The 20,925-nt window shown below is 66.4% G+C and carries 23 protein-coding genes and 1 tRNA gene; 13 read left to right on the top strand and 11 right to left on the bottom strand.

Annotated elements, in window-relative coordinates; genetic code table 11:
• Positions 1–73 precede the first annotated feature (73 nt).
• Complete coding sequence (locus tag ACP7AR_RS14760) at positions 74–751, top strand: hypothetical protein (protein WP_426187280.1); 678 nt, start codon at positions 74–76, stop codon at positions 749–751.
• A gap of 6 nt (positions 752–757) precedes the next feature.
• On the opposite strand, the gene ACP7AR_RS14755 is transcribed toward ACP7AR_RS14760, so the two are convergent.
• The 3 genes from ACP7AR_RS14755 to ACP7AR_RS14745 form a co-directional block, all read right to left on the bottom strand.
• Positions 758–1,588, bottom strand: a complete 831-nt coding sequence (locus ACP7AR_RS14755; protein WP_426187278.1) for an alpha/beta fold hydrolase — start codon at positions 1,586–1,588, stop codon at positions 758–760.
• Positions 1,589–1,614: 26 nt separating this feature from the next.
• Positions 1,615–2,076 carry a DUF3817 domain-containing protein gene (locus tag ACP7AR_RS14750; protein WP_426187276.1) on the bottom strand — a complete coding sequence of 154 codons (462 nt, stop codon included), beginning with the start codon at positions 2,074–2,076 and terminating at the stop codon, positions 1,615–1,617.
• Between the two features lie 90 nt (positions 2,077–2,166).
• The gene (locus ACP7AR_RS14745; RefSeq protein WP_426187274.1) at positions 2,167–2,541 is read right to left on the bottom strand and encodes a hypothetical protein; all 375 of its coding nucleotides are present in this window, start codon (positions 2,539–2,541) and stop codon (positions 2,167–2,169) included.
• A gap of 168 nt (positions 2,542–2,709) precedes the next feature.
• Here ACP7AR_RS14745 and ACP7AR_RS14740 point away from each other — a divergent pair, with 168 nt between their 5' ends.
• From ACP7AR_RS14740 to ACP7AR_RS14710, 7 genes are all read left to right on the top strand, one after another.
• Positions 2,710–3,429: a DUF1684 domain-containing protein gene (locus tag ACP7AR_RS14740; protein WP_426187272.1), complete on the top strand. Its 720-nt coding sequence runs from the start codon at positions 2,710–2,712 to the stop codon at positions 3,427–3,429.
• 30 nt (positions 3,430–3,459) lie between these two features.
• Positions 3,460–4,947, top strand: a complete 1,488-nt coding sequence (locus tag ACP7AR_RS14735) for an ABC transporter substrate-binding protein (RefSeq protein ID WP_426187270.1) — start codon at positions 3,460–3,462, stop codon at positions 4,945–4,947.
• A gap of 65 nt (positions 4,948–5,012) precedes the next feature.
• Positions 5,013–5,975: an ABC transporter permease gene (locus tag ACP7AR_RS14730; protein WP_426187781.1), complete on the top strand. Its 963-nt coding sequence runs from the start codon at positions 5,013–5,015 to the stop codon at positions 5,973–5,975.
• On the top strand, positions 5,972–6,835 hold the full coding sequence (locus ACP7AR_RS14725; RefSeq protein WP_426187268.1) for an ABC transporter permease: 864 nt from the start codon (positions 5,972–5,974) through the stop codon (positions 6,833–6,835). The genes ACP7AR_RS14730 and ACP7AR_RS14725 overlap by 4 nt, the downstream gene beginning before the upstream one ends.
• Positions 6,832–7,650 carry an ATP-binding cassette domain-containing protein gene (locus ACP7AR_RS14720; RefSeq protein ID WP_426187266.1) on the top strand — a complete coding sequence of 273 codons (819 nt, stop codon included), beginning with the start codon at positions 6,832–6,834 and terminating at the stop codon, positions 7,648–7,650. The genes ACP7AR_RS14725 and ACP7AR_RS14720 overlap by 4 nt, the downstream gene beginning before the upstream one ends.
• Complete coding sequence (locus ACP7AR_RS14715) at positions 7,647–8,417, top strand: ABC transporter ATP-binding protein (protein ID WP_426187264.1); 771 nt, start codon at positions 7,647–7,649, stop codon at positions 8,415–8,417. Before ACP7AR_RS14720 ends, ACP7AR_RS14715 begins: the two co-directional genes overlap by 4 nt.
• 28 nt (positions 8,418–8,445) lie before the next feature.
• The gene (locus ACP7AR_RS14710; protein ID WP_426187262.1) at positions 8,446–9,354 is read left to right on the top strand and encodes a helix-turn-helix transcriptional regulator; all 909 of its coding nucleotides are present in this window, start codon (positions 8,446–8,448) and stop codon (positions 9,352–9,354) included.
• Positions 9,355–9,379: 25 nt separating this feature from the next.
• Here ACP7AR_RS14710 and ACP7AR_RS14705 read toward each other — a convergent pair whose 3' ends face one another.
• Positions 9,380–10,570 (bottom strand): MFS transporter, encoded by a 1,191-nt coding sequence (locus ACP7AR_RS14705; RefSeq protein ID WP_426187260.1) that lies wholly within the window; start codon positions 10,568–10,570, stop codon positions 9,380–9,382.
• A 266-nt stretch (positions 10,571–10,836) separates the two neighbouring features.
• On the opposite strand from ACP7AR_RS14705, the gene ACP7AR_RS14700 reads away from it, so the two are divergent.
• Together ACP7AR_RS14700 and ACP7AR_RS14695 are read left to right on the top strand one after the other, a co-directional pair.
• On the top strand, positions 10,837–11,676 hold the full coding sequence (locus ACP7AR_RS14700) for a serine protein kinase RIO (RefSeq protein WP_426187258.1): 840 nt from the start codon (positions 10,837–10,839) through the stop codon (positions 11,674–11,676).
• Positions 11,677–11,738: 62 nt separating this feature from the next.
• A complete protein-coding gene (locus ACP7AR_RS14695; protein ID WP_426187256.1) occupies positions 11,739–13,109 on the top strand; it encodes an MFS transporter in 1,371 nt (456 codons plus the stop codon).
• A 13-nt stretch (positions 13,110–13,122) separates the two neighbouring features.
• Here ACP7AR_RS14695 and ACP7AR_RS14690 read toward each other — a convergent pair whose 3' ends face one another.
• Entirely contained in the window at positions 13,123–13,677 is a 555-nt protein-coding gene (locus ACP7AR_RS14690) for a MarR family winged helix-turn-helix transcriptional regulator (protein WP_426187254.1), read from the bottom strand.
• Positions 13,678–13,763: 86 nt separating this feature from the next.
• Between ACP7AR_RS14690 and ACP7AR_RS14685 the strand changes: the two genes are divergently transcribed.
• Positions 13,764–14,537, top strand: coding sequence for a MarR family winged helix-turn-helix transcriptional regulator (locus ACP7AR_RS14685; protein WP_426187252.1), 774 nt, complete (start codon positions 13,764–13,766; stop codon positions 14,535–14,537).
• Between the two features lie 67 nt (positions 14,538–14,604).
• Here ACP7AR_RS14685 and ACP7AR_RS14680 read toward each other — a convergent pair whose 3' ends face one another.
• The gene (locus ACP7AR_RS14680) at positions 14,605–15,258 is read right to left on the bottom strand and encodes a TetR/AcrR family transcriptional regulator (RefSeq protein WP_426187250.1); all 654 of its coding nucleotides are present in this window, start codon (positions 15,256–15,258) and stop codon (positions 14,605–14,607) included.
• A gap of 92 nt (positions 15,259–15,350) precedes the next feature.
• On the opposite strand from ACP7AR_RS14680, the gene ACP7AR_RS14675 reads away from it, so the two are divergent.
• On the top strand, positions 15,351–16,250 hold the full coding sequence (locus tag ACP7AR_RS14675) for an alpha/beta hydrolase (protein ID WP_426187248.1): 900 nt from the start codon (positions 15,351–15,353) through the stop codon (positions 16,248–16,250).
• Here ACP7AR_RS14675 and ACP7AR_RS14670 read toward each other — a convergent pair.
• The 3 genes from ACP7AR_RS14670 to ACP7AR_RS14660 are packed head-to-tail and all read right to left on the bottom strand — an operon-like array spanning position 16,232 to position 18,236.
• The gene (locus tag ACP7AR_RS14670) at positions 16,232–16,870 is read right to left on the bottom strand and encodes a hypothetical protein (protein ID WP_426187246.1); all 639 of its coding nucleotides are present in this window, start codon (positions 16,868–16,870) and stop codon (positions 16,232–16,234) included. The genes ACP7AR_RS14675 and ACP7AR_RS14670 overlap by 19 nt on opposite strands.
• A 60-nt stretch (positions 16,871–16,930) precedes the next feature.
• The gene (dcd, locus tag ACP7AR_RS14665; RefSeq protein WP_426187244.1) at positions 16,931–17,536 is read right to left on the bottom strand and encodes a dCTP deaminase; all 606 of its coding nucleotides are present in this window, start codon (positions 17,534–17,536) and stop codon (positions 16,931–16,933) included.
• Positions 17,537–17,558: 22 nt separating this feature from the next.
• The gene (locus ACP7AR_RS14660) at positions 17,559–18,236 is read right to left on the bottom strand and encodes a GAP family protein (RefSeq protein ID WP_426187242.1); all 678 of its coding nucleotides are present in this window, start codon (positions 18,234–18,236) and stop codon (positions 17,559–17,561) included.
• A 124-nt stretch (positions 18,237–18,360) separates the two neighbouring features.
• Between ACP7AR_RS14660 and ACP7AR_RS14655 the strand changes: the two genes are divergently transcribed.
• Positions 18,361–18,431: transfer RNA gene (locus tag ACP7AR_RS14655), tRNA-Gly, on the top strand.
• A gap of 135 nt (positions 18,432–18,566) precedes the next feature.
• On the opposite strand, the gene ACP7AR_RS14650 is transcribed toward ACP7AR_RS14655, so the two are convergent.
• Positions 18,567–19,346 carry an alpha/beta fold hydrolase gene (locus ACP7AR_RS14650; protein ID WP_426187240.1) on the bottom strand — a complete coding sequence of 260 codons (780 nt, stop codon included), beginning with the start codon at positions 19,344–19,346 and terminating at the stop codon, positions 18,567–18,569.
• A gap of 51 nt (positions 19,347–19,397) precedes the next feature.
• Positions 19,398–20,759: a glutamate decarboxylase gene (locus tag ACP7AR_RS14645; RefSeq protein WP_426187779.1), complete on the bottom strand. Its 1,362-nt coding sequence runs from the start codon at positions 20,757–20,759 to the stop codon at positions 19,398–19,400.
• Positions 20,760–20,925: the final 166 nt, after the last annotated feature.

The following is a 20,925-nucleotide window of genomic DNA, read 5'->3' as shown; positions in this document are numbered from 1 at the left end:
CTCCCGATCGAAGAGATGTCAAACAAAGTTGATACGAGAGCGCTCAACTTTGACTCGGACTAGGCTGACCGGCATGAACAGCACGCGAACGAGGGCCCCCTCCATCCGCTGGGCCACGGTCGCGGCCGTCGCGCTCACGACCCTGCCACTCAGCGGATGCATGTCCAGCTCGATTCCCTCCGAGACGCCGGCGGTCGAAGAGACGAACAGCACCCCCGAACCGACGCCAGACGAATCGGGCGAGTCCTCGGGGGATGCGCCAGCCACCCTCTCCTTCGAAGACGGCGACCTCCTGTCGGCGGACGCCTACATCGAATGGGGTGACGGCCTCCTGGCAGACGACGGATGGGAGAGCACCTCCCCGGACGACGGCAACGGCGGCTGGGCCTATGGCACGATCGATGGCACTTGCACGGCCCAGTTCTGGCAGGGGTACACCTCGGATGTGCAGGTGACGCCCGGCGATGACGCCGCATCGTCCGACGCGATTCTGGGCGCGCTCCTCCAGACGGATGCCGCGACCATCACCCCGAACGCCGTCGACGGTGCCTTCAGCTACCAGATCGGCGGGAACACCGACGTCGCCAACCGGCAGATCACGGGCCAGGACGGCGATCGGACCTGGATCATGGCCGCTCGAGCGTTCGCCACGCCGGGCCTCGGCGTGTACGTCATCGTCGACTGCACCGGCGGCGACGCGAACGCCGTGCTGGCTGAAGTCGTCGAGAAGAACGCCATCGTCGCGCACTGATCTCCTTCAGCGCACCTGCTCGCCCAGCCAGCGAGTGAGTATCGCGGTGAGATCTGCAGGCGCGTCGAGCTGGATGAGGTGTCCGGAGTCCTTGACGACGGACAGTGTCGATCCCGGGATCGAAGACTGCAGCCGGTGCGCGCGCGCAACCGGAATCCACGTGTCGTCGGCACCCCAGATGATGTGCGTGGGTTCGTCGATCCGGGCATACAGCGGTTCCACGTCGTCGGTGTAGCGCTGGTCGGCCTGCGCGATCTGCCGGTAGAACGCCGACTGGCCGCTCGGGCTCGTCCACGGCGCGACGAGCATCTCGAGATCGTCGTCGCGGAGCCCGCGACGACTTGCGCCACGGATGTACGCCTCCACCGCCCCGCGGTGCACAGCGGCAGGCAACTGCGTGAAGACATCGGCGTGCTGCCGAACGAGCGTGAAGAATGGCGAGCCCCACGGGCTGAGCGCGACGACGTCTACCAGGCACAGTGAACGGTAACGAGCATCGTGCAGCAGACGCGCGCGCAGCGCCACCGCACCGCCGAAGTCGTGCGCGACGACGTGAGGACGATCGAGGCCCCATTCGCCGAGCAGTTCGGCGAACAGCTCACCCTGAGATCCGAGGTCCACCGCGTGAGCGGCATCCTTCGAGGACGCGCCGTAGCCTGGCATGTCCCAGAGGTACACGGTGAACCGAGCGGCGAGCGCTTCCGCGATCGGACGCCACAGCGCGGAAGACCACGGCGTCCCGTGCACGAAGACGAGGTCGGGACCGGATCCGAAGCGATCCCAGGCCACCGAGCGCCCTCTCCACTCGAATGTCTCCCGGAGTTCGTACGTCGTCATCCGAGCATCATCCCGCAGAACGTCCGTCACTTGCCGCCTGGCGGGCCGATCAGAAGCAGCACCACGTAGAGCGCGATGACCGCGACGGCGATGAGCGCCACAAGGACCCACGCGCGGCGCAGGAACCAGCGCATCGTGCGGTCGTACCAGGTGCGATCCTGCGGATGGTCGCTCTCTTCGAGACGCCAGTCGCCCTTCAGCCGCCCGCTCCGGTGCAGCCAGATCTCCATCGGGATCGTCGCATAGGGAACGATCGCGCTTGCCACTGCGAGAACGCCGACGCCGACCGACCAGCGCTGGTTGAACGCCACAAGGATCGCGGTGGCACCGTAGGAGAGGAACACGAATCCGTGGATGCCACCGGCAATCGTGACCACGATCGGCGGCGCCCCTACGGCGCGAGCGATCAGCGCGGCGATCAGAAGCGTCCAGGTGATCGCCTCGGCGATTGCCAGAACGCGATAGAGACTGGCGGGCGTGCGGAACATCGTGCTCCTTGCTGGTCGGGATGCTTCCACAGTACGCAACGGAGCGAAGCGACACCTGCGAAAGCCAGTCGGCCAGCGGGAACGCTGACCTCAGATGCCTACGGCTCCCCAGAGGCACAGCACGCCCGCCACCAGCAGGACCACCCACGAGATGTGTCGAGCCCGAGTGAACCAGATCGGAAGAACGGCGCTCAGGATCAATGTGGATCCGATCACCACGAGCACGGTCGACGAAGGTGCGCCCGACGCGATCACGAAGAGGACAGCCGCGAGGCCGAGGAAGAGAACGGTCGTGATGTGCCAGGCGAACCGGATCGTGCCGGCGGTGAAAGACGTGCCCCCGAACAGGCGGGGAAGATCGTGCTTCAGCAGCCAGCCGATGATGTGCTTCTCGCCGAGGAACGAATGCGCGATGCCGAGAAACGCGATGAGAGCGGCGGCGGCGAAGAGCGCGATCGTGACCATGATCCCGAGCGTAGCCAAGGCGCTGGCCGCACCTATCGGAATAGCCAGGCGTGCTCATGCGTTTGAATGAGAAGCAGGACGGTTGTCCTTGCTGAGGCGACCGTAGTGTTGCCCGTCGTGACGTAGCGATCTGCGCGCCACCATCCGTTCTCCTAACATCGAAGAGCTATGCCGACACCTCTGACCACATCCGAAGACCACGCCCGCTGGCAGGCGGAGCGACGCGACGCTGTCACGGCGCGGACGGGCAATCTCGCACTCATCGAGACGCGGTGGACCGGGGCCGAACGTCCCGACCTCACGGCTGAGGAGACCACAGCATCCGTCACGGTGACGTCGCTCGAGCGCAAGAACCTCACGACAGGTGAGGCCGAGTACGGCCTGCGCATCTGGGACGCGGAGTCTCCGGCGATCAGGGCCTTCGACGGCATCGACACGTACGAGTACGACCCTGACTGGGTGATCGAGGCGCAGTTCACACCTGTCGACACCGATCGCACCGTGCCGTTCGAGCACATCCGCGACAACGGCGGCTCCCGCGAACTCGTCGTCCCCGGCGACATCACGTTCACCCGCAACGGGGTCGAGCACCGCCTCGCGGCGTTCGATGACGCCGGTTCGCTGCTGCTCGTCTTCGGCGACGCCACGAACGGCACGGAGACCTACGGGGCAGGACGCTTTCTCTTCGTGCCGCGCGCCGCTGAAGAATTCGCCGCCGTGGGCACGGTCGTCCTCGACTTCAATCGCGCCTTCGTGCCGCCGTGCGGATTCTCCGCGCAGTACAACTGCCCGATGCCACCGGCACAGAACCGATTCGCCGAGCCGATCCGCGCCGGAGAGAAGAACGTCGTCTTCCAGGACGACTTCGACATCTACGCCGCGATCTGACCCGCAACCCGAACACGCCCAGGAGAACCCTTGAGAAGTCCGTTCGCGCTCGTCGCAGCCATCGCCGTCTCGGCACTCGTCCTCGTCGGCTGCTCGCCGAGCGGAGGCGAGACGGTCGAAGAGGACTCCAGCATCTACATCGGCTCGCTGTACGAGCCGCAGAACCTCAGCAATACGCAGGGCGGCGGGCAGGGCGTCACCGAGGCCTTCAACGGCAACGTGTACGAGGGTCTGTATCGACTCACCGACGACGGCGAGGTCGAGCCTCTGCTCGCAACCGACGCCGAGAAGAGCGAAGACGGCCTCACCTACACGATCACGTTGCGCGACGACGTCACGTTCCACTCCGGGAAGGCCCTCACCTCGGCGGATGTGAAGGCGAGCGTCGAGGCCGTCACGGCTGAGGATTCGCAGTCCGCCCGAGCCTCGGCCTTCGCCGTCATCTCCGGCATCGAGACTCCGGACGAGACGACCGTGGTCTTCACGCTCTCCGAGCCGTCGATCTCGTTCCTCTACAACCTCGCGTACATCTGGATCGTCAACGGCGAGGCGACCGACCTCACCACGACGGAAGACGGCACGGGCCCGTACACGCTCGACGAGTGGAAGCAGGGCAGCACCCTGACCCTCACCCGCTGGGACGACTACTGGGGCGAGGCAGCGAAGAACGGCGAGGTCGTCTTCAACTACTACACCGACGCGACAGCGCAGAACAATGCACTCCTCACCGGCGAGATCGACCTGATCACCAGCATCCAGAGCCCTGACGCGCTGGAGCAGTTCGACAACGACTCGTACACGATCAGCGAGGGTACCTCCACGACCAAGGAGCTGCTCGCCTTCAACGACCGGGTCGCCCCGTTCAACGACCCGCTCGTGCGCAAGGCGATCTACTCGGCGATCGACACGAAGAAGCTCCTGAACTCGATCTGGGCCGACTACGGCACACTGATCGGCTCGATGGTTCCGCCGACCGATCCCTGGTACGAAGACCTCACGGACGTCAACCCGTACGACGTCGATCTCGCGAAGCAGCAGCTCGCCGAGGCGGGCGTGCCCGACGGCTTCGAGTTCACTCTCGACACCCCGAGCTACGACCCTCACCCCGCTGTCGCCGAGTTCCTGCAGTCGCAGCTCGCCGAGGTCGGCATCACGGTCAACATCAACACCATCAGCGCCGACGAGTGGTACACGAAGGTGTTCCAGGAGCGCGACTTCGAGGCGACACTGCAGGAGCACGTCAACGACCGCGATGTCGTCTGGTACGGCAACCCCGACTTCTACTGGGGCTACGACAACGCCGACGTGCAGCAGTGGGTCGCCGAAGCCGAGCAGGCCGCGACGCCCGAGGCGCAGACAGAGCTGCTCAAGAAGGTGAACCAGCAGATCGCTGAGGATGCGGCGAGCGTCTGGCTCTACCTCTACCCGCAGATCGTCGTCGCCTCGACCGATGTCACCGGATACCCTGTCAATGGCCTGAACTCGCAGTTCTTCGCCTACGACATCGTCAAGTCCTGATCCGCTCGCAGTGTGTGTGAGGGCCTGGACAACGGCCCCCACACACACTCACTCATTGCGTGCTCATGCTCCCCTATCTCCTACGTCGCCTCGCGTTTCTCGTCGTGTCGCTGGTCGTCGCGATGATCGTGATCTTCGTCCTGCTGCGGCTGCTGCCGGGCGACCCCGCGAACGCGCTGCTGTCGGTGGATGCCACACCGGAGCAGATCGCCGCAGCGCAGGCGCAGGTGGGATCGGACCAGCCACTCGCGCAGCAGTTCTTCACCTGGGCAGGCCAGATGCTGCGTTTCGACCTCGGCGAGTCGTACATCAGCACCCTCCCGGTGGCACCGGAGATCGCGTCCCGCCTGCTGATCACCCTGCCGCTCACTCTTCTCGCGTTCGCGCTGGCGCTCGTGATCTCGGTCGTCGTCGGCATCACGGCCGCCGTCAAGTCCGATCGTTGGTACGGCTCGGTGCTCTCCGGTTTCTCGCAGCTCGGTATCGCCGTGCCGGTGTTCTGGGTCGGCATCATCCTGGTCTGGATCTTCGCGCTCGGACTCGGCATCCTCCCCTCAGGCGGCTTCCCTCGCGATGATTGGGAGGACCCGGCCGAAGCGCTGCGCGCCCTCATCCTGCCGGTCGTCACGATCGCCCTCGTGATGAGCGCCTCGCTCGCCCGCTACGTGCGCGCAGCCACGCTCGATGTGCTGGGCAGCGACTACCTGCGCACCGCGAGGGCCGGCGGCTCCGGGCTCGGCGAAGCACTGCTGCGGCACGGGGTGCGCAACGGCGCCGTACCGGTCGTCGCCATCCTCGGCATCGAGCTGTCGACCACGCTGCTCGGCGCCGTCGTCGTCGAAAGCGTCTTCTCGCTCCCCGGCCTCGGCAGCATGCTGCTGAGCGGCATCGAACAGCACGATTTCGCCAACATCCAGGGCGTGCTCGTGGTCAGCACCCTGTTCGTGCTGCTCGTCGGCTTCGTCGCCGACATCGGCCAACGACTCATCGATCCTCGCCTGCGCGGCAGTGTGGCAGGCAACCGATGAGCGCCGTCGTCGAACAGCAGATCGAGGATGCGGCGCCGCGGCGCCGCGGCGGTCGACGCTCGACGCTCGTGCTGGGGCTGTCTCTGACAGGACTCATCGTGCTGCTCGCGATCGTCTCGCTCATATGGCTGCCGTACCCTCCGTCCGACATCAGCGGCGGGCGCCTGGAGGCACCGAGCGCCGCGCACCTGCTCGGCACGGACAAGCTCGGACGCGATCTGTTCACACAGCTCATGATCGGCGCGCGCATCGCGCTGCTCGTCGGCTTCGGCTCAGTCGCCCTCGCCGCAGTGCTCGGTGTGCTCATCGGTCTGATCGCCGCGTTCGCGCGACCGTGGGTGGATGACTCGCTGTCGGCCACGCTCGACGTCGTGATCGCCTTCCCCGTGCTGTTGCTGGCGATGCTCGTCGTCGCCGTGCAGGGTGCGTCGCTGTGGTCGGCGATCCTCGCGATCGGTCTCGCGATGTCTGCGGTCGTGGCCAGGCTCACGCGCATCCTCGCCCGCCGCGTGCTTCAGGAGCAGTTCATCACCGCGGCGCGCACGAGCGGCACGCGCTGGCACGGCATCGTCCTGTTCCACGTGCTGCCGAACATCGCCCCCACCCTCGGCGTGAACCTCGCGCTCCAGTTCGGCGCCGCGGTGCTGGCTGAGGCGAGCCTGTCGTACCTCGGCCTCGGTGCCCCGCCGCCGAACGCCTCGTGGGGCCGCCTGCTGCAGGAGGCGCAGGGAACGGTGCTCACCGCACCTGTCGGTGCGATCGCTCCCGGCGTCGCGCTGGTCACGCTCGTGCTGGGCGTGAACTTCGTCGCCGACGGCCTCCGCGACTTCATCGACCCCACCCGCAGGAGGCAGCGATGAGTCTTCTCGACGTCTCCGGCCTCACCGTCTCGGCCGGGCGACTGGTTCTTGTCGACGATGTGTCCTTCATGATCTCCGCCGGCGAGCGCGTCGGCGTGATCGGCGAATCAGGATCAGGCAAGTCGGTCACCTCGCTCGCGGTCACCGGACTTCTGGCTGAAGCGCTCTCCGCCTCCGGATCGGTGCTGCTCCACGACACGCAGGTGATCGGCGCTCCCGACAGGGAGCTTCGTCCGTTGCGCGGCCCGGTGGCCGGCATCCTCTTCCAAGAGCCGCTGACCGCACTCGATCCGTTGATGCGCGTCGGGCGGCAGATCGCCGAGCCGATGCGTCGCCATCTCGGCTTGCGCGGAACCGCTCTGCAGGATGCCGTGCGCGCTGCCCTCGTAGACGTCTCGCTGCCAGACCCCCGGTTCGCCGGCGCATTCCCGCACGAACTCTCCGGTGGGCAACGGCAGCGCGTCGCCACCGCGGTCGCCCTGGCGGCGCGACCGAGACTGTTGATCGCCGACGAGCCGACGACGGCGCTCGACGTCACCGTGCAGGACGAGATCCTCACCCTGCTCGACAGGCTCGTCTCCGAGCGCGATATGGCGCTCATGTTCATCAGCCACGACCTCGCCGTCGTGTCACGCATGACCGACCGGATCGTCGTGATGCGCAGCGGGCGCGCGATCGAGCAGGGAACGGTGGGTCAGATCGTCGGCGAACCGCACGATCCGTACACGGCCGCGCTGGTCGCGAGCGCCCGTGCACTGGATTCCGCGCTCGACGCCCCCGCATCCGGAGCATCCGATGGTGAGGCGAGCCGATGAGCATCCTCGAACTGCAGAGCGCCCGCTTCGCCTACGGCAGCCGCACGGTCGTCGACGATGTCTCGCTGAGTGTGTCCGCCGGCGAGTCGGTCGGACTCGTGGGCGAGTCCGGCGCAGGCAAATCGACGATCCTCGCTCTGCTCCTCGGGCTCGCCGCACCGTCCGCTGGAAGCGTGCGGTTCGACGGCGCTCCGCTCGATCGACGTGATCGCCGGATGATGCGGCGCTTCCGGGCAGACGTGCAGACCGTGTTCCAGGACCCGTATTCATCGCTCGATCCCCGTCAGCGCATCGACCGGATCGTGGGCGAGCCTCTGCGCTCGCTCGGCATCGCGAGTGGCGACCAGGCGCGACAGGCCGTGACGGATGCTGTCACCTCCGTCGGACTGGACGTCGATGTGCTGGGTCGGTATCCGCACGAGTTCTCCGGTGGACAGCGCCAGCGCATCGCCATCGCCCGCGCGATCGTCTCGAAACCACGCGTGCTGCTCGCGGATGAGCCGGTGAGTGCGCTGGACGTGACCACCCGCATCCAGGTGATCGAGCTGCTGCAGACGCTTCGTCGCGAGACCGGGCTCGCGCTCATCATGGTCTCGCACGACCTGAGTGCCGTCGCCGCACTGTGCGAGCACACCATCGTGCTGCAGGGCGGCCGCGTGGTCGAGGACGGCGCGACGAGTGACGTGCTGCATGCGCCGCAGACGGACTATGCCAGGGTGCTCGTCTCGGCGATCCCCCGGCTTCCACCCGCGCGCGCCGCGGAATAGGCGCCGCTGACTCTTCGTTGCCACCACCATGGCAACGATCGATCAGGCGACACTCGACCGCGTGCTCTCCGGAGTCAAAGTGGTCTCCGGCGGTACACGGCGCGTCGAGCTGCCGGCATCGGGGGCCCTCCCGCTCGCCGATGGCGTCGTGAGCTTCGTGCACGTCGTCGCCGGTGCCGTGCGCGGCCACCCTCCGCTCGCCAGCGGCTGCACCCTCGGCATCGACCGGGCCACCCGGACCATCAGCGTCACTCGGCCGACTGCTCCCGACGTGCTCGCCGAGGGCGGAGCGTTGCTCACACTGGGAGATCGCTCGATCATCCTCGACGCGCCGGACGGCGCCACCCTGGTCGTTGGCGAGTTGCAACTCTCGGATCCGACCGCGCTGCACATGGTGCCCGGTTTCGTCGTCGTCAGTGATTTCGCCGCACTCGAACCGGCGGCCGCCGCCCTGGCGGCGCAGTTGGGGTTGGACCCGTTCGCCGCCCCGGACGTGCGCTCCGGTGACCCTGTGATCTGCCGGATGATGGCGACCACCGTGCTGCTCTCGGTCATCCGCGCATGGGCCGAGATCGGATGCGTTCCTGACGCGTGGGCTGCCCGATCCAACGACCCCTTCCTGGACCGAGTGGTCGCGGCGATCCATCAGGCACCTGGCCGTGAGTGGACGGTCGAGTCCCTCGCCGGTGTGGGTGCGATGTCACGCTCGGTGTTCGCCGAGCGCTTCCGATCGGTGATCGGCCGATCTCCGGCGAGCTATGTCGTCAGCGTGCGGATGGATGCTGCGAAGTCGATGCTCGCGGCCGGAAGCACGGTGTCGGAGACGGCAAGGGAACTTGGCTACTCCTCGGATGAGGGCTTCAGCCGCGCGTTCCGTCGTGAGACGGGGATGACGCCATCGACCTGGCGTGCGGAGAACGCGGGCGTTCCGGCCTAGCGTCCCGGCAGGCCGTGGCTCCGGGTCAGCCGCGCGCCCGGTTCGATGCCCCGAACAGCACGGCGCCCGCCACCAACGCGGCTGCGCCGAGGGCGTAGGACGGCTCGACCCCGATGCTGTCGACGAGGATGCCCCCGACACCCGCCGCCACCATGATGGCGCCCTGGAACCCGACGACGACGAGGCTTCCGCCCGCCTCGAGACGGTCGGGCATCCGGTGTCCGACCCACGTGTTGACCACGATCAGCCATGACGCGAAGAAGAAGCCCCAGACGAACACGGCGATACCGACACCGAGAACCGATCCCGACAGCAGAATCGTCCCTGCGACGGCCACCGCGATCACGGCCGGCGCGAGCACCGCGAACAGGCGGAACGAGCGGTCGATGATCACACCGATGGTGAGATTGCCGATCAGGCCCCCGACACCGAAGAGTGCAAGCAGCATCACGATGGTGCCTGGGTCGATCTCAGGCAGCCGCTCCAGTGCCACGCGGACGTACGTGTAGGCGAGGAAGTGTCCGAGGACGACGAGCACGTGCCCTGTGAGTCCGAGGCCAACGCCTGGACGGCGGATCGTGTCGAGGAGCAGGCGGAAACTCGACACCTGCGCGGCGGGCACGCGTGGAAGAAGCATCCGCAGTGCGATCGCCAGCAACCCGGTCACGATGCCGGCGAGAGCGAAGACCGCGCGCCAGTCGAGAGCCTCGCTCAGCATCACGCCGACGGGAACACCTGCGACCGTGGCCAGCGACGCTCCGGCCGATGTGAACATCACCGCGCGGCCGAGCCGGTCCGGCCCGGCGATCCGCACGGCGACCGTGATCGACATCGACCAGAACGTGCTCAAGGCGGCGCCGAGCAGGAATCGGGCCAGCAGGATGATGATCAGGTTCGGCGCGATCGCGACGATGAGGTTGGTCGCACCGGCGGCGACCGCCATCCAGACCAACAGCGAACGACGATCCACACGAGGGAAGATCATTCCGACGGTCGGCGCGACGAGGAGGCCGACCAGAGCGGTGACGGTGACGGTCTGACCCGCCTGACCCGGCGTGATGTCCAGCCCGTCTGCCATCTCGGTGAGCATTCCGTTCGGCAGGAACTCCGCCGTCACGAGCAGGAAGCTGAGCAGCATCATGACGATGAGCGCGCCGTATCTGATGCGCTCGGCTGCGGAAGCTTCGGTGACGGGGATGGACGCGGTCGTTGTCATGATCCCACGCTCGCAGATGCGCGGGTGCCGCGCCCGATCCCCCGTCCGCGGCATCCGACCGATCGTCCGACGCACGGCCCACGGGTCTCTGGACACACGACACGGACGCGCCTATGCTCGTTCCTGCGCCGGGACGCCCCGGAAGAAGTCTGCGAGAGAGGAGCTGTGACATGAACGCTGTCGTCGTCGCGCCTCTCGCCGACATCCTTCCTCACGAGGCCGCCCGCTCCTGATCAGCGCGTGGTCTCCCTTCCGGAGCAACCACCTTGACTGATCCTTTCGCGTCATTCGACGCATCCACCCCTCTCTCCTTCGCCGATGTCGAACCAGGCGAAGGCCAGCGCTGGTCGACGTGGCCGGCGGTCACCCCCACTGAACGCGGCCCGCTGCCGTGGCCCGCGTGGGTCGTCACCTCCGCCGGTGCGCTCGACACCGAACTCGGCATCCTCAAGACCGGCAAGGAGGCCGACGTCTTCCTGCTCGAGCGCGCCGTCCCCGATGATCCGTCGCAGCGCACGCTGTTGGCGGCGAAGCGCTTTCGCAGCGAGGAGCACCGCAGCTTCCACCGATCGGCGGCCTATACCGAGGGTCGGCGCGTGCAGAACTCCCGCGATGCGCGCGCTCTCGCGAAGAAATCGGCATTCGGGCGAGAGGTCGCGGCAGCCGAATGGTCGTTCGCCGAGTTCAACGCGCTGTGCCGTATGTGGGAGCTCGGCGCTCCGGTGCCCTATCCCGTGCAGGTGAACGGGACGGAGGTGCTGATGGAGTTCATCGGCACGGATGCCACGGCGGCGCCCCGACTCGCGCAGGAGCGCGGCGACCGCCGCATCCTCGCCGACTACTTCTCTCAGATCGTCGACATCATGCGCATCTTCGCGGCCGCGGGGTTCGCCCACGGCGACCTCTCGCCGTACAACCTCCTCGTGCATGAGGGTCGCGTGCGGGTGATCGACCTGCCGCAGATCGTCGACATCATCGCGAATCCTCAAGGGCTCGATCTGCTGCATCGAGACTGCGTGAACGTGTGCGACTGGTTCACCAGGCGCCGGGTGGAATGCGATGCAGAGGAGCTGTTCGCCGAGTTGATGACGTCGTCGTACACGTGAGCGGCGCGGGGTGCGCGGCGCGCCGCTACCTCTCGTTCACCGGATCCCGCCAGACTTCGACCATGAGCGCTTCCGCACCGAAGGCCGACGACGTCGAACGACCCGCCCGCAGCCGCGGCGTTCTCGCCTGGGCGCTGTGGGACTGGGGATCCGCCGCATTCAACGCGGTCGTCACGACCTTCGTGTTCAGCACCTTCCTGGCGAGCCAGTTGTTCGTCGATCCCGAGACCGTGGCGGCGGCGGGCGGAGATGCGAAAGACCCGGCACTCGTCGCCGCACTCGCGGGCAACGCCAGCTTGGTCGGCTGGGCACTCGCCATCGCGGGTGTCCTCATCGCCGTACTCGCCCCGGTGCTCGGCCAGCGCTCAGACGGGACAGGACGCCGCAAGCTCTGGCTCGGCATCAACACCGGCATCGTCGTACTCGCCATGGCCGCGATGGTCTTCGTCGTCGGCGCTCCCGAGTACCTCATCCTTGGCGCGACGTTGCTCGCCGTCGGGAACATCTTCTTCGAGTTCGCCGGAGTGAACTACAACGCCATGCTCGTGCAGGTCTCCACCAAGGAGAACATGGGGCGGGTGTCCGGATTCGGCTGGGGAATGGGATATGTCGGCGGCATCGTGCTGCTTGTCATCCTGCTCGTCGGCTTCATCGGCCTTGTCGCGAGCCCTGGCCCGCTCGGGATCACCACGGATGGCGGCCTGCACATCCGGCTCGCCGTTCTCGCCTCCGCCGTCTGGTTCGGTGTCTTCGCGATCCCCGTGCTGCTGCGCGTACCGGAGATCCCCGCGCGTGAATCTCAGAACCGCGTCGGATTCTTCCGCTCGTACGCCGTACTCGCCGGCACGATCGCGAAGCTGTGGCACGGCAATCGGCAAGTGCTGATGTTCCTGGTGGCGAGCGCCGTGTTCCGCGACGGGCTCGCCGGCGTCTTCACCTTCGGTGCCATCATCGCCGCGCAGGTCTTCGGCTTCTCCAGTTCTCAGGTGCTCTACTTCGCCGTGGCCGCCAACGTGGTCGCGGGCATCAGCACGATCGTCGCCGGTCGTCTCGATGACGCGTTCGGGCCCAAGCGCGTGATCATCACCTCTCTCATCGGACTCGTGGTCGCCGGAACCGCCGTGCTGTTCATCGGCGATGCGCAGATGGGCTTCTGGATCGCCGGACTCATCCTGTGCATGTTCGTCGGCCCCGTGCAGTCAGCGAGTCGATCGATGCTGGCACGCATCACGCCGGAGGGCCGCGAGGGGGAGATCTTCGGCCTGTACGCGACCACGGGTCGCGCCGTATCGTTCCTGGCCCCCACTCTGTTCGCCCTGTTCGTCGGCATCAGTGGGGACACCCGCCTCGGCATCCTCGGCATCGTGATCGTTCTGCTCGTCGGGCTGGTGCTGATGCTCCCCGTCAAGGCCAAGCAGGCCGTCATCGAATAGGGCTCGAGTGGGGTCAGCTGCCCCAGTTGTCGGCGAGCTTGCTCAGCAGACGGGCGAGCTCACGGCTCTCGTCCTCGGTGAAGGACTCGAGTGCCTTCGAGAGCACTTCGCGCCTCTCGCCGCGCATGCCGCGGGCGATCTTCCGTCCGGCATCCGTGAGGGCGATGCGTGTGCGGCGCGCGTCGTCCGGGTCGGCCTCGCGCTGCACGAGTCCTCGCTGAACGCCCTGCTGCACGAGTCGTGAGGCGCGCGGCTGGTCGACGCCGACGGCTTCGCCGAGCGCACTGACGCTCAGCGGCTCGGATGCTGCGGCGAGAGCCTCCAGCATCCGGATCCAGGCAGGACCTCCCAGGCGTCCACCCGGTCCGCCCACCCACGGTGGCGGTACGATTCCGCGGCGACCGAGAGGCGCGTGGTCGCCGTGTCCGTGGCCATGCCCGTGATGGTCTCCGATGTCGCCGCGCATTCCATGCGGACCACCGCGCCCCGGTCCGTGCGGTCGTCGTCCGCGCAGGCGCGACAGAGCCTGCGCGATGGTCTCAGCCGGGTCCGGATTGTCAGTGCTCACGTATCCGATTTTACATGCGACTTGACATGCATTTGCATTGCATGTCACACTACATATACATGCACAGTTACAAGCAAAGGATCTCCATGAACACGAAAACCACTGATGAGACTTCCCGCCCATTCGGATTCTGGCTCAAAGCCGTCGATCGTCTCATGGCGGCCGAGTTCGCCTCCGCCTTCGAGTCCGAGGGCATCACACGTCGCGAATGGCGTCTCCTGAACGTCGTCGACGGCACGGTTCCGGCCGCTCACGCAAAGAGCGATCGCCCACTGCCCTCGTACAAGCTGGCGCGACTGATCGAGCGCGGTTGGGTGACGGATGCCGATGGCACCTGGACACTCACCGACGAGGGCCGCACAGCCAAGGAGCGCCTCGGCGGTATCGTCGACGGCATCCGGGCGAAGGTCACCGATGCGGTTCCCGCGGACGACCTCGCCACCACTATGTCGACACTCGAGCAGCTGGCTCGCACGTTCGGGTGGGACGAGGAGACGCCGCTCCCGCGCGGACGCGGGCGTCGTGGATTCGGGGCTGGCGGATTCGGCCCACGCGACTTCGGCCGCGGCCATTTCGGTCGAGGCGACTTCGGTCGAGGACGCGATCACGGATTCGGCCCACGCAGTTTCAGCACGAACGGATTCGGCCCGCAGCACTTCGACCATGAGGGCTATGGCGCGCCCGAGTTCGACGGACGCGAGCACTGCACGCACGACGACCACGGACGCCGCGGCGAACCCCGCACTCACGAGGGGCGCGGACACCAGGACCGTGGACGTGCGCACTTCGCGCGCTTCGTTCAGGGTTCGTACGAACGCGGCTTCGACGCCGGATTCGCTCGGGGTCGCGACGCGCAGTGACCTCTGTGCGTGAAAGAAGCGCGCGGGTCGGATCGGGTGATGGCGGATGCTTCGGCATCCGCCATCGTCATTTCTCCAGCGAGACGCGCAGACCCTGCTGCGCACCGGCCGCGATGAGCCGCTCCGTCATCGCGGCAGCGGCAAGCGTGTACGGGCGGTCGTCACGCATGAGCAGTGAGCGAGAGTTCGCCTCTTCGTACAGCGCGATCAGGTGAAACGCGAGGAGCTCGGCGCCCGCCGCGTCGGCCGTCAGTTCCCTCGCCTCGATGGCGGTATCGATCTGCGCCTCGATGTACCCGTACCACGCGGCGGTCGCGGAACGGATGGCGTCACTGACTTCCCCTGGCTTGGAGTCGACATCGGCGCCCGTCGCCGCGAAGAAGCAGCCACCGGGGAAGACCCGGTCGCGTGAGTAGATCAGCGCGTTCTGCAACAGCGCTACAAGGCGCGGCAGTCCGCGCGTTTCCTCGCGTGCGGGAACGATGATCCGGTCGATGAAGATCTCTCTGGCCGCGGCGATCGTGGCGAGCTGAAGGGCTTCTTTGCTGCCGAACAGTGTGGCGATGCTGCTCTTGCTTCGACCGGACGATCCGGCCAGTCGCCCGATCGTCAGGCCGTCGAGCCCCTCGACCGAGGCGAGATCGGTCGCGCTGGACAGGACGATGCGCCTGGTCGCGTCGCCGCGTGCACGGCGCCCATCCTGAACGAGATTCTCCGCCATACCCCTAGTGTACGCACGATCGTTCGTATACTCTACATACGATCGTACGTATTCATTGGCTCAGGAACCCATCGGCTCAGGAACGAGGAATCATGTCTGCCTCCGTAACCGCTCTCCGGCGCAGCATCCGCATCTCCGCCGCGATCTCTCCGACGATCGCGGCTCGGCTCGCACTCAGCGCGTTCTTCCGACCCGGCCCGAAGATGGCCGTGCACGAACGCGACGCTGCGACCGATCTGGCCGGACATCGTGACTATCTGCGGATGGATGGTCGCGATGTCGCGACGTATCGATGGGGCGCCGGCGATCGCACGGTGCTGGTACTGCACGGCTGGCAAGGGCGCGCTTCGCAGCTCGCACCACTCGTCCGCGAGCTTGTGGCGGCGGGGTACCGGGTGGTGTCGTTCGACGCACCGGCACATGGCGCATCAGACGGTCGACGTGCCGACATCTCCGACTGGCTCGACGCGAGCGCCGCACTCGCGCGCCGATATGGCGGATTCGAGGCCGTCATCGGGCATTGCTTCGGCGGTCTCGCGGCCCTTGCGTTGGCACGTGACGACGCGGCGATCCGAACAGTGGCAGTGATCGCCGCCACGTCGAGTCCTGCCGGCTTCCTGCACGAGTTCAGCACGATGGTCGAACTCGACGATGCGACTCGTACGGAGTTCGAGCGGCTCTTCTACGCACGGCTGGGTGAGACTCAGGCCACGGCACTCGCGCGCTACGACGCGGTCGCCCGCCCGCTTCCGGACACGACAGAACTGCTCATCGTCCACGACCGGGAGGACCGACGGATGCCGGATGCCGGATCACTCCGCCTTCACGAAGCGCACGGCGAACGGGCGAGACTCATCCGTACACGCGGGCTCGGGCATACCAGAGTGCTCTCGGACGACTCCGTGCTCGACGCGGTCATGGCGATGAAGAACGGCGGCGTGCATGCCGTCGACGCTCTGGAGGCGGTATCCGCTCAGATCGGCAGCGCGTAAGACGCAGTCGCGTCCGCGAGCGCCGCAGGCGGCCCCAGCGCCAGTGGCGGGTTGCCGACGAGGAAACCGATCAGTACGACGGCGCCGATGAGCAGAATCGCGAGTCCGGCGAAGATCGTGACCGTCCAACCGCGATAGCTGTTGCCGTCCGTGCCACCAGCGGCCGGACTGACGTAGTTGCGACTCGCTTCGTCCCGTGCAGTCGCGGCACGAGAAGCGGCGGCTCGTGACTCGGCTTTCTGCGCAGCGGTCGGCGGCACCGGCTCCTGCTTATGGGCCGATGCCGAGGTCCATGTGTCGTTGGGCGCCCAGGTGTTGCGCTTGCGGAGCGCAGGCGCGTCGGCTGTATCAGTCGCGGCGTTCTCCGACGGGGCCCGCGGGATGACCGGCTCCGGGCTGGCGGGTGGCGGCGCCGCGCCGAATCTGGGTGGCGGCGGAACCTCGAAGTTCTCGATGGCTGCCTCAGCATCCGGAATCGCCACCGTCTCCGGCGCTGGGACGGCGAAGGGCTCTACGCCCGGAACTGCTGCGGGCGCAGGCGGTTCACCACCGGACACGGGCGCATCAGTCGTGGCATCCTCGCCGGGATCTTGCGGTTCTTCCGTGTTTTCGCCGCTCACGCTCTCGATACTACGTGTGACGCGACGATCTGCACCCGACGAGCAGGCGCTCGCCGCTGATCAGCCGCCGAGGGAGCCCAGATCGGTGTTGCCCACATCGGTGCGGTGGAAGTTCTGGAATGAGCGGGATGCCGTCGGCCCGCGCTGACCCTGATACCGGTTGCCGTACGGGCCGGAGCCGTAGGGGTTCTCGGCCGGAGAGGTCAGACGGAAGAAGCAGAGCTGCCCGATCTTCATTCCCGGCCAGAGCTTGATCGGCAAAGTCGCGACGTTCGCGAGCTCGAGCGTGACGTGCCCGGTGAAGCCCGGATCGATGAATCCCGCGGTGGAGTGCGTGATGAGGCCGAGGCGTCCGAGCGAGCTCTTGCCCTCGAGGCGTGCGGCGATGTCATCGGACAGCGTGACCTGCTCGAACGTCGCACCGAGTGCGAACTCTCCGGGGTGAAGGATGAAGGGCTCGTCGGGCTTGACCTCGATCAGGCGCGTGAGCTCAGGCTGGTCCTCTGCCGGATCGATGAACGGGTACTTGTGGTTGTCGAAGAGACGGAAGTACCTGTCCAGGCGCACATCGATACTCGACGGCTGGATCATCTCCGGCTCGTGCGGGGACAGGCCGATCCGACCTGAGGCGAGTTCTGCTCTGATGTCGCGGTCGCTGAGAAGCACGGGTACAGCCTAATGGCGCGGACTACGGCCAGATGATGCCGATGCCCTTGCCGAGCGTCACGGATCCGAGCACGACGAACAGCACGCCCATGATCGTGTGGTTCTCACGAGTGAGCCATGTGTGGAGGGACTCGAGCGGTGCGTGCAGACGCCGCGCCGCGATCGCGTAAGCGATCACCGGGATGAGCACGGTGGATGCGGCGATGACCGCGAACACTCCGGTCGCGACTGCGAGCGCGCCGAAGGGGAGATCCGATGTGCCGAGGTCGACGCCGACGCTGGTGCTCAGGATCACGTTCTTCGGATTCACCACGGACAGGAAGAGACCCAGGCGCACTCCCCCGCCGAATCCCAGCGAATCGACCTTCTTCATCCAGCCGGGGACTTCCGGCGTCTCGCCTGCGTGCGGGCGCTTGTGCCACTGTTTCACAGCGAGCAGCAGCAGGAGGGCGCCGAGCACGAGCTTGAGGATGCCCGACCAGATGCTCGGTGCTGAATCGGCACGCTCCGGAAGGACGGTCGAGACCGCGGTCAAGATGACGATCACGGCGAGGATGCCGACGACCCAGCCGAGCAGGAATCCGACGCTGCTCGTTCGGGCCCGAGCGCCCAGCAGCGTGAGGTTCACGACGATGATCGGCAGCGGACTGATCGCAATCCCGATCGCGAAGGGCAGGAACTCGCCGATGATGGCGCCCATGCATGCCTCTGTTCTCCTCTGCGAGCGCGGAGGTCAGCACCAAGCAAGGCCTGTCACGTCGAGCTTTGGCCATCCAAGCGAGTGCAGGTAGGCTTGCCTTCACTTGTTCTTCATGAGCAGGTTCGGGACTGTAGTTCAATGGTAGAACTTCTGCTTCCCAAGCAGATAGCGCGGGTTCGATTCCCGTCAGTCCCTCCGGCTGTGAGACGAGCGCGTTCTTCGGAGAAGCACGCTTCGCTCGGACCCGTTCCGTAGAGTCTCTCCGAAGATGCTGCACTTCTCCGAAGGTGGAGCGCGACTCGGTGCAACAAGGACGAGCGGGCCGGTGGTTCACCCAGCGAGCCGCGCCGCTACGATACGGGCGGTCGCCTCGGCGTCCATCCGATGGCTCACAGACTCCGGCACCTCCAGGAATTCGGCATCCGGCATCATCTCGGCCAGCCGGGATGCGGCGGCCACGAGGATGGGCATCGTGTCGACTCCGCGCAGGATCGTCACCGGCATCGTCACCTCACGCATCTCTGCGGACGGCGTCGACGCGCGACGCGTCACCATGGTGTCGTAAACAGTGGAGCGTCCGAGCGTCGCGATCTGTGCGAACGCCGGCGAGGCGCGGAACTGCTCTATGAACGGCTCCGGCAGACCCACGGCCTCCCGCTGGAACAGTACGACGGCCTCTTCGGGATGCCCGTCGTCGACCAGCGCTTGAAGGCGCTGCTCGAGATCTGGCGCAGGGTCATCCTCGCCGAATCGGAACGGCGGCTCGGAGAGGAACAGCCGCGACATCGGCACGCCTTGGCCTGCGGCGAACAGCGCGAGGATGGCTCCGGACGAGTGTCCGATCACCGAGACGTCGGGGCCGGATGCCGCGATGATCGCGGCCAGATCCTCGACCTCGCGCTCCGGCGCGGCGGGAGCACTGTCTCCACTGTCGCCGCGCGAGCGTCGATCGTACGTGATGGCACGCAACCCGGCGTCGGAGAACTCACGGGCGATCTCAGCGGCATCGCGCGCCGTCGACAGCGCCCCGTTGATGATGACGATCGTCGGGCCCGTACCGACTTCGTGCATGGCGATCGGTGTTCCGTCCGCAGACGTGACGTGCTCCATCGTCCAAGGCAACATCAGCGCCGTGCGCACGTCAAGGCGCTGTGAACAAGATCAGTGGTGGAACTGCCCTCGACCAGCCACGCGATCAGGCAATGGCGAGGTGAGGCTGTCGAGGTAGGCGACCTCGCCCTTGATGTCTGCCAGCAGCGCCGTCGCGAGATCCCTGCTGAGCCCGGCCTTCACGACGATGCGCTGCAGCACGACGTCTGAAAGATCATCCGCCAACGGATACGCCGGAACCAGCCATCCCTTCATCCGTAGCCGATCCGCGAGATCGTAGAGAGTCCAGTTGTCGGTGTGATCCGATTTCAGCACCCAGGCGAAGACAGGAATCGTGTCACCGCGGCTGACGAGCTCGAACGGCGCCATACGCTCGATCTCGCTCGACAGATATGTCGCAACGTCGATTGAGTTCTGCTGCACCTCGCGGTAGCCCTCCCGTCCGAGCCTGAGGAACTGGTAATACTGCAGCAGCACCTGCGCGCCGGGGCGTGAGAAGTTGAGAGCCAGGGTCGGCATGTCTCCGCCGAGATAGCTGACGTGGAAGATGATGCTCTCCGGCAGCACGGCGGTGTTCCGCCATACGACCCATCCGACGCCGGGATACACAAGACCATATTTGTGACCTGAGGTGTTGATCGAGTTCACCCGATCGATGCGGAAGTCCCACTCGAGGTCGGGCTGACAGAATGGTGCGACCATCGCCCCGGATGCTCCGTCGACGTGGATCCGCACGTCGACGCCGGTGTTCTGCTGGATCTCATCCAGCTTCTTCGCGATCTGCTCCACCGGCTCGTAGGCCCCGGTGTAGGTCTGTCCGAGGATCGCGACGACGCCGATCGTGTTCTCGTCGACGTACTTCTCCAGCTCGTGCCCGTCCAGCACCATGTGCTCTGGAGTGATCGGCACGTAGCGCGGCTCGATGTCCCAGTAGTTGCAGAACTTCTCCCACACCACTTGCACCGCTGCCGACATGACCATGTTGGGGTTCTCGGTCGACTTCCCCTCCGCCTTGCGTCTCTCCCGCCACAGCCGCTTCATCGCCAGACCGCCGAGCATGCACGCTTCGGACGATCCGATCGTCGACGTGCCGATCGTGTCATTCGCATCCGGCACGTTCCAGAGGTCGGCGAGGATACGCCAGCAGCGATCCTCGATCGCCGCCGTCGCCGGGTACTCGTCCTTGTCGATCATGTTCTTGTCGGCGGCTTCGAGGTACAGCTTGCGCGCCTCGTCATCCATCCAGGTCGACACGAACGTCGCGAGGTTCAACCGGGCGTTACCGTCGAGGATCGCCTCGTCGTGCACGATCTGGTACGCGGTCTCGGGAAGGCTGGGCCCATCGGGCATGACGAACTTGTCGAACTCCGTCGCCTCGCCGGGCCGAACGAAGACCGGGTTGATGCTGAGCATCGGATCGATGTTCGTCGATTGACGGGCATCTGTGTCGTTGGTGGTCACTGTTCACTCCTGATCGGTCACATGTCACTGCGCGAACTCGGAGACGGCGAACTTCCCGTCACCGGACACCGTATCCAACCCGGCGGATGAACGGTGCGGAGTAGATTGGGACCGACCC

The organism is Microbacterium sp. TWP3-1-2b2 (assembly GCF_049896145.1).
In the GTDB taxonomy this organism is placed as follows: Bacteria; Actinomycetota; Actinomycetes; order Actinomycetales; family Microbacteriaceae; genus Microbacterium.
The sequence above is the reverse complement of the archived record's forward strand: the minus strand, read 5'-3'. Positions and strand labels throughout refer to the sequence as shown.

Bases quoted from the DNA above. Each gene is read 5' to 3' on its own strand.
- ACP7AR_RS14760 (WP_426187280.1), top strand. From the start codon at position 74: ATGAACAGCACGCGAACGAGGGCCCCCTCCATCCGCTGGGCCACGGTC.
- ACP7AR_RS14755 (WP_426187278.1), bottom strand. From the start codon at position 1,588: ATGACGACGTACGAACTCCGGGAGACATTCGAGTGGAGAGGGCGCTCG.
- ACP7AR_RS14750 (WP_426187276.1), bottom strand. From the start codon at position 2,076: ATGTTCCGCACGCCCGCCAGTCTCTATCGCGTTCTGGCAATCGCCGAG.
- ACP7AR_RS14745 (WP_426187274.1), bottom strand. From the start codon at position 2,541: ATGGTCACGATCGCGCTCTTCGCCGCCGCCGCTCTCATCGCGTTTCTC.
- ACP7AR_RS14740 (WP_426187272.1), top strand. From the start codon at position 2,710: ATGCCGACACCTCTGACCACATCCGAAGACCACGCCCGCTGGCAGGCG.
- ACP7AR_RS14730 (WP_426187781.1), top strand. From the start codon at position 5,013: ATGCTCCCCTATCTCCTACGTCGCCTCGCGTTTCTCGTCGTGTCGCTG.
- ACP7AR_RS14725 (WP_426187268.1), top strand. From the start codon at position 5,972: ATGAGCGCCGTCGTCGAACAGCAGATCGAGGATGCGGCGCCGCGGCGC.
- ACP7AR_RS14720 (WP_426187266.1), top strand. From the start codon at position 6,832: ATGAGTCTTCTCGACGTCTCCGGCCTCACCGTCTCGGCCGGGCGACTG.
- ACP7AR_RS14715 (WP_426187264.1), top strand. From the start codon at position 7,647: ATGAGCATCCTCGAACTGCAGAGCGCCCGCTTCGCCTACGGCAGCCGC.
- ACP7AR_RS14710 (WP_426187262.1), top strand. From the start codon at position 8,446: ATGGCAACGATCGATCAGGCGACACTCGACCGCGTGCTCTCCGGAGTC.
- ACP7AR_RS14705 (WP_426187260.1), bottom strand. From the start codon at position 10,570: ATGACAACGACCGCGTCCATCCCCGTCACCGAAGCTTCCGCAGCCGAG.
- ACP7AR_RS14695 (WP_426187256.1), top strand. From the start codon at position 11,739: ATGAGCGCTTCCGCACCGAAGGCCGACGACGTCGAACGACCCGCCCGC.
- ACP7AR_RS14685 (WP_426187252.1), top strand. From the start codon at position 13,764: ATGAACACGAAAACCACTGATGAGACTTCCCGCCCATTCGGATTCTGG.
- ACP7AR_RS14680 (WP_426187250.1), bottom strand. From the start codon at position 15,258: ATGGCGGAGAATCTCGTTCAGGATGGGCGCCGTGCACGCGGCGACGCG.
- ACP7AR_RS14675 (WP_426187248.1), top strand. From the start codon at position 15,351: ATGTCTGCCTCCGTAACCGCTCTCCGGCGCAGCATCCGCATCTCCGCC.
- ACP7AR_RS14660 (WP_426187242.1), bottom strand. From the start codon at position 18,236: ATGGGCGCCATCATCGGCGAGTTCCTGCCCTTCGCGATCGGGATTGCG.
- ACP7AR_RS14650 (WP_426187240.1), bottom strand. From the start codon at position 19,346: ATGGAGCACGTCACGTCTGCGGACGGAACACCGATCGCCATGCACGAA.
- ACP7AR_RS14645 (WP_426187779.1), bottom strand. From the start codon at position 20,759: ATGCTCAGCATCAACCCGGTCTTCGTTCGGCCCGGCGAGGCGACGGAG.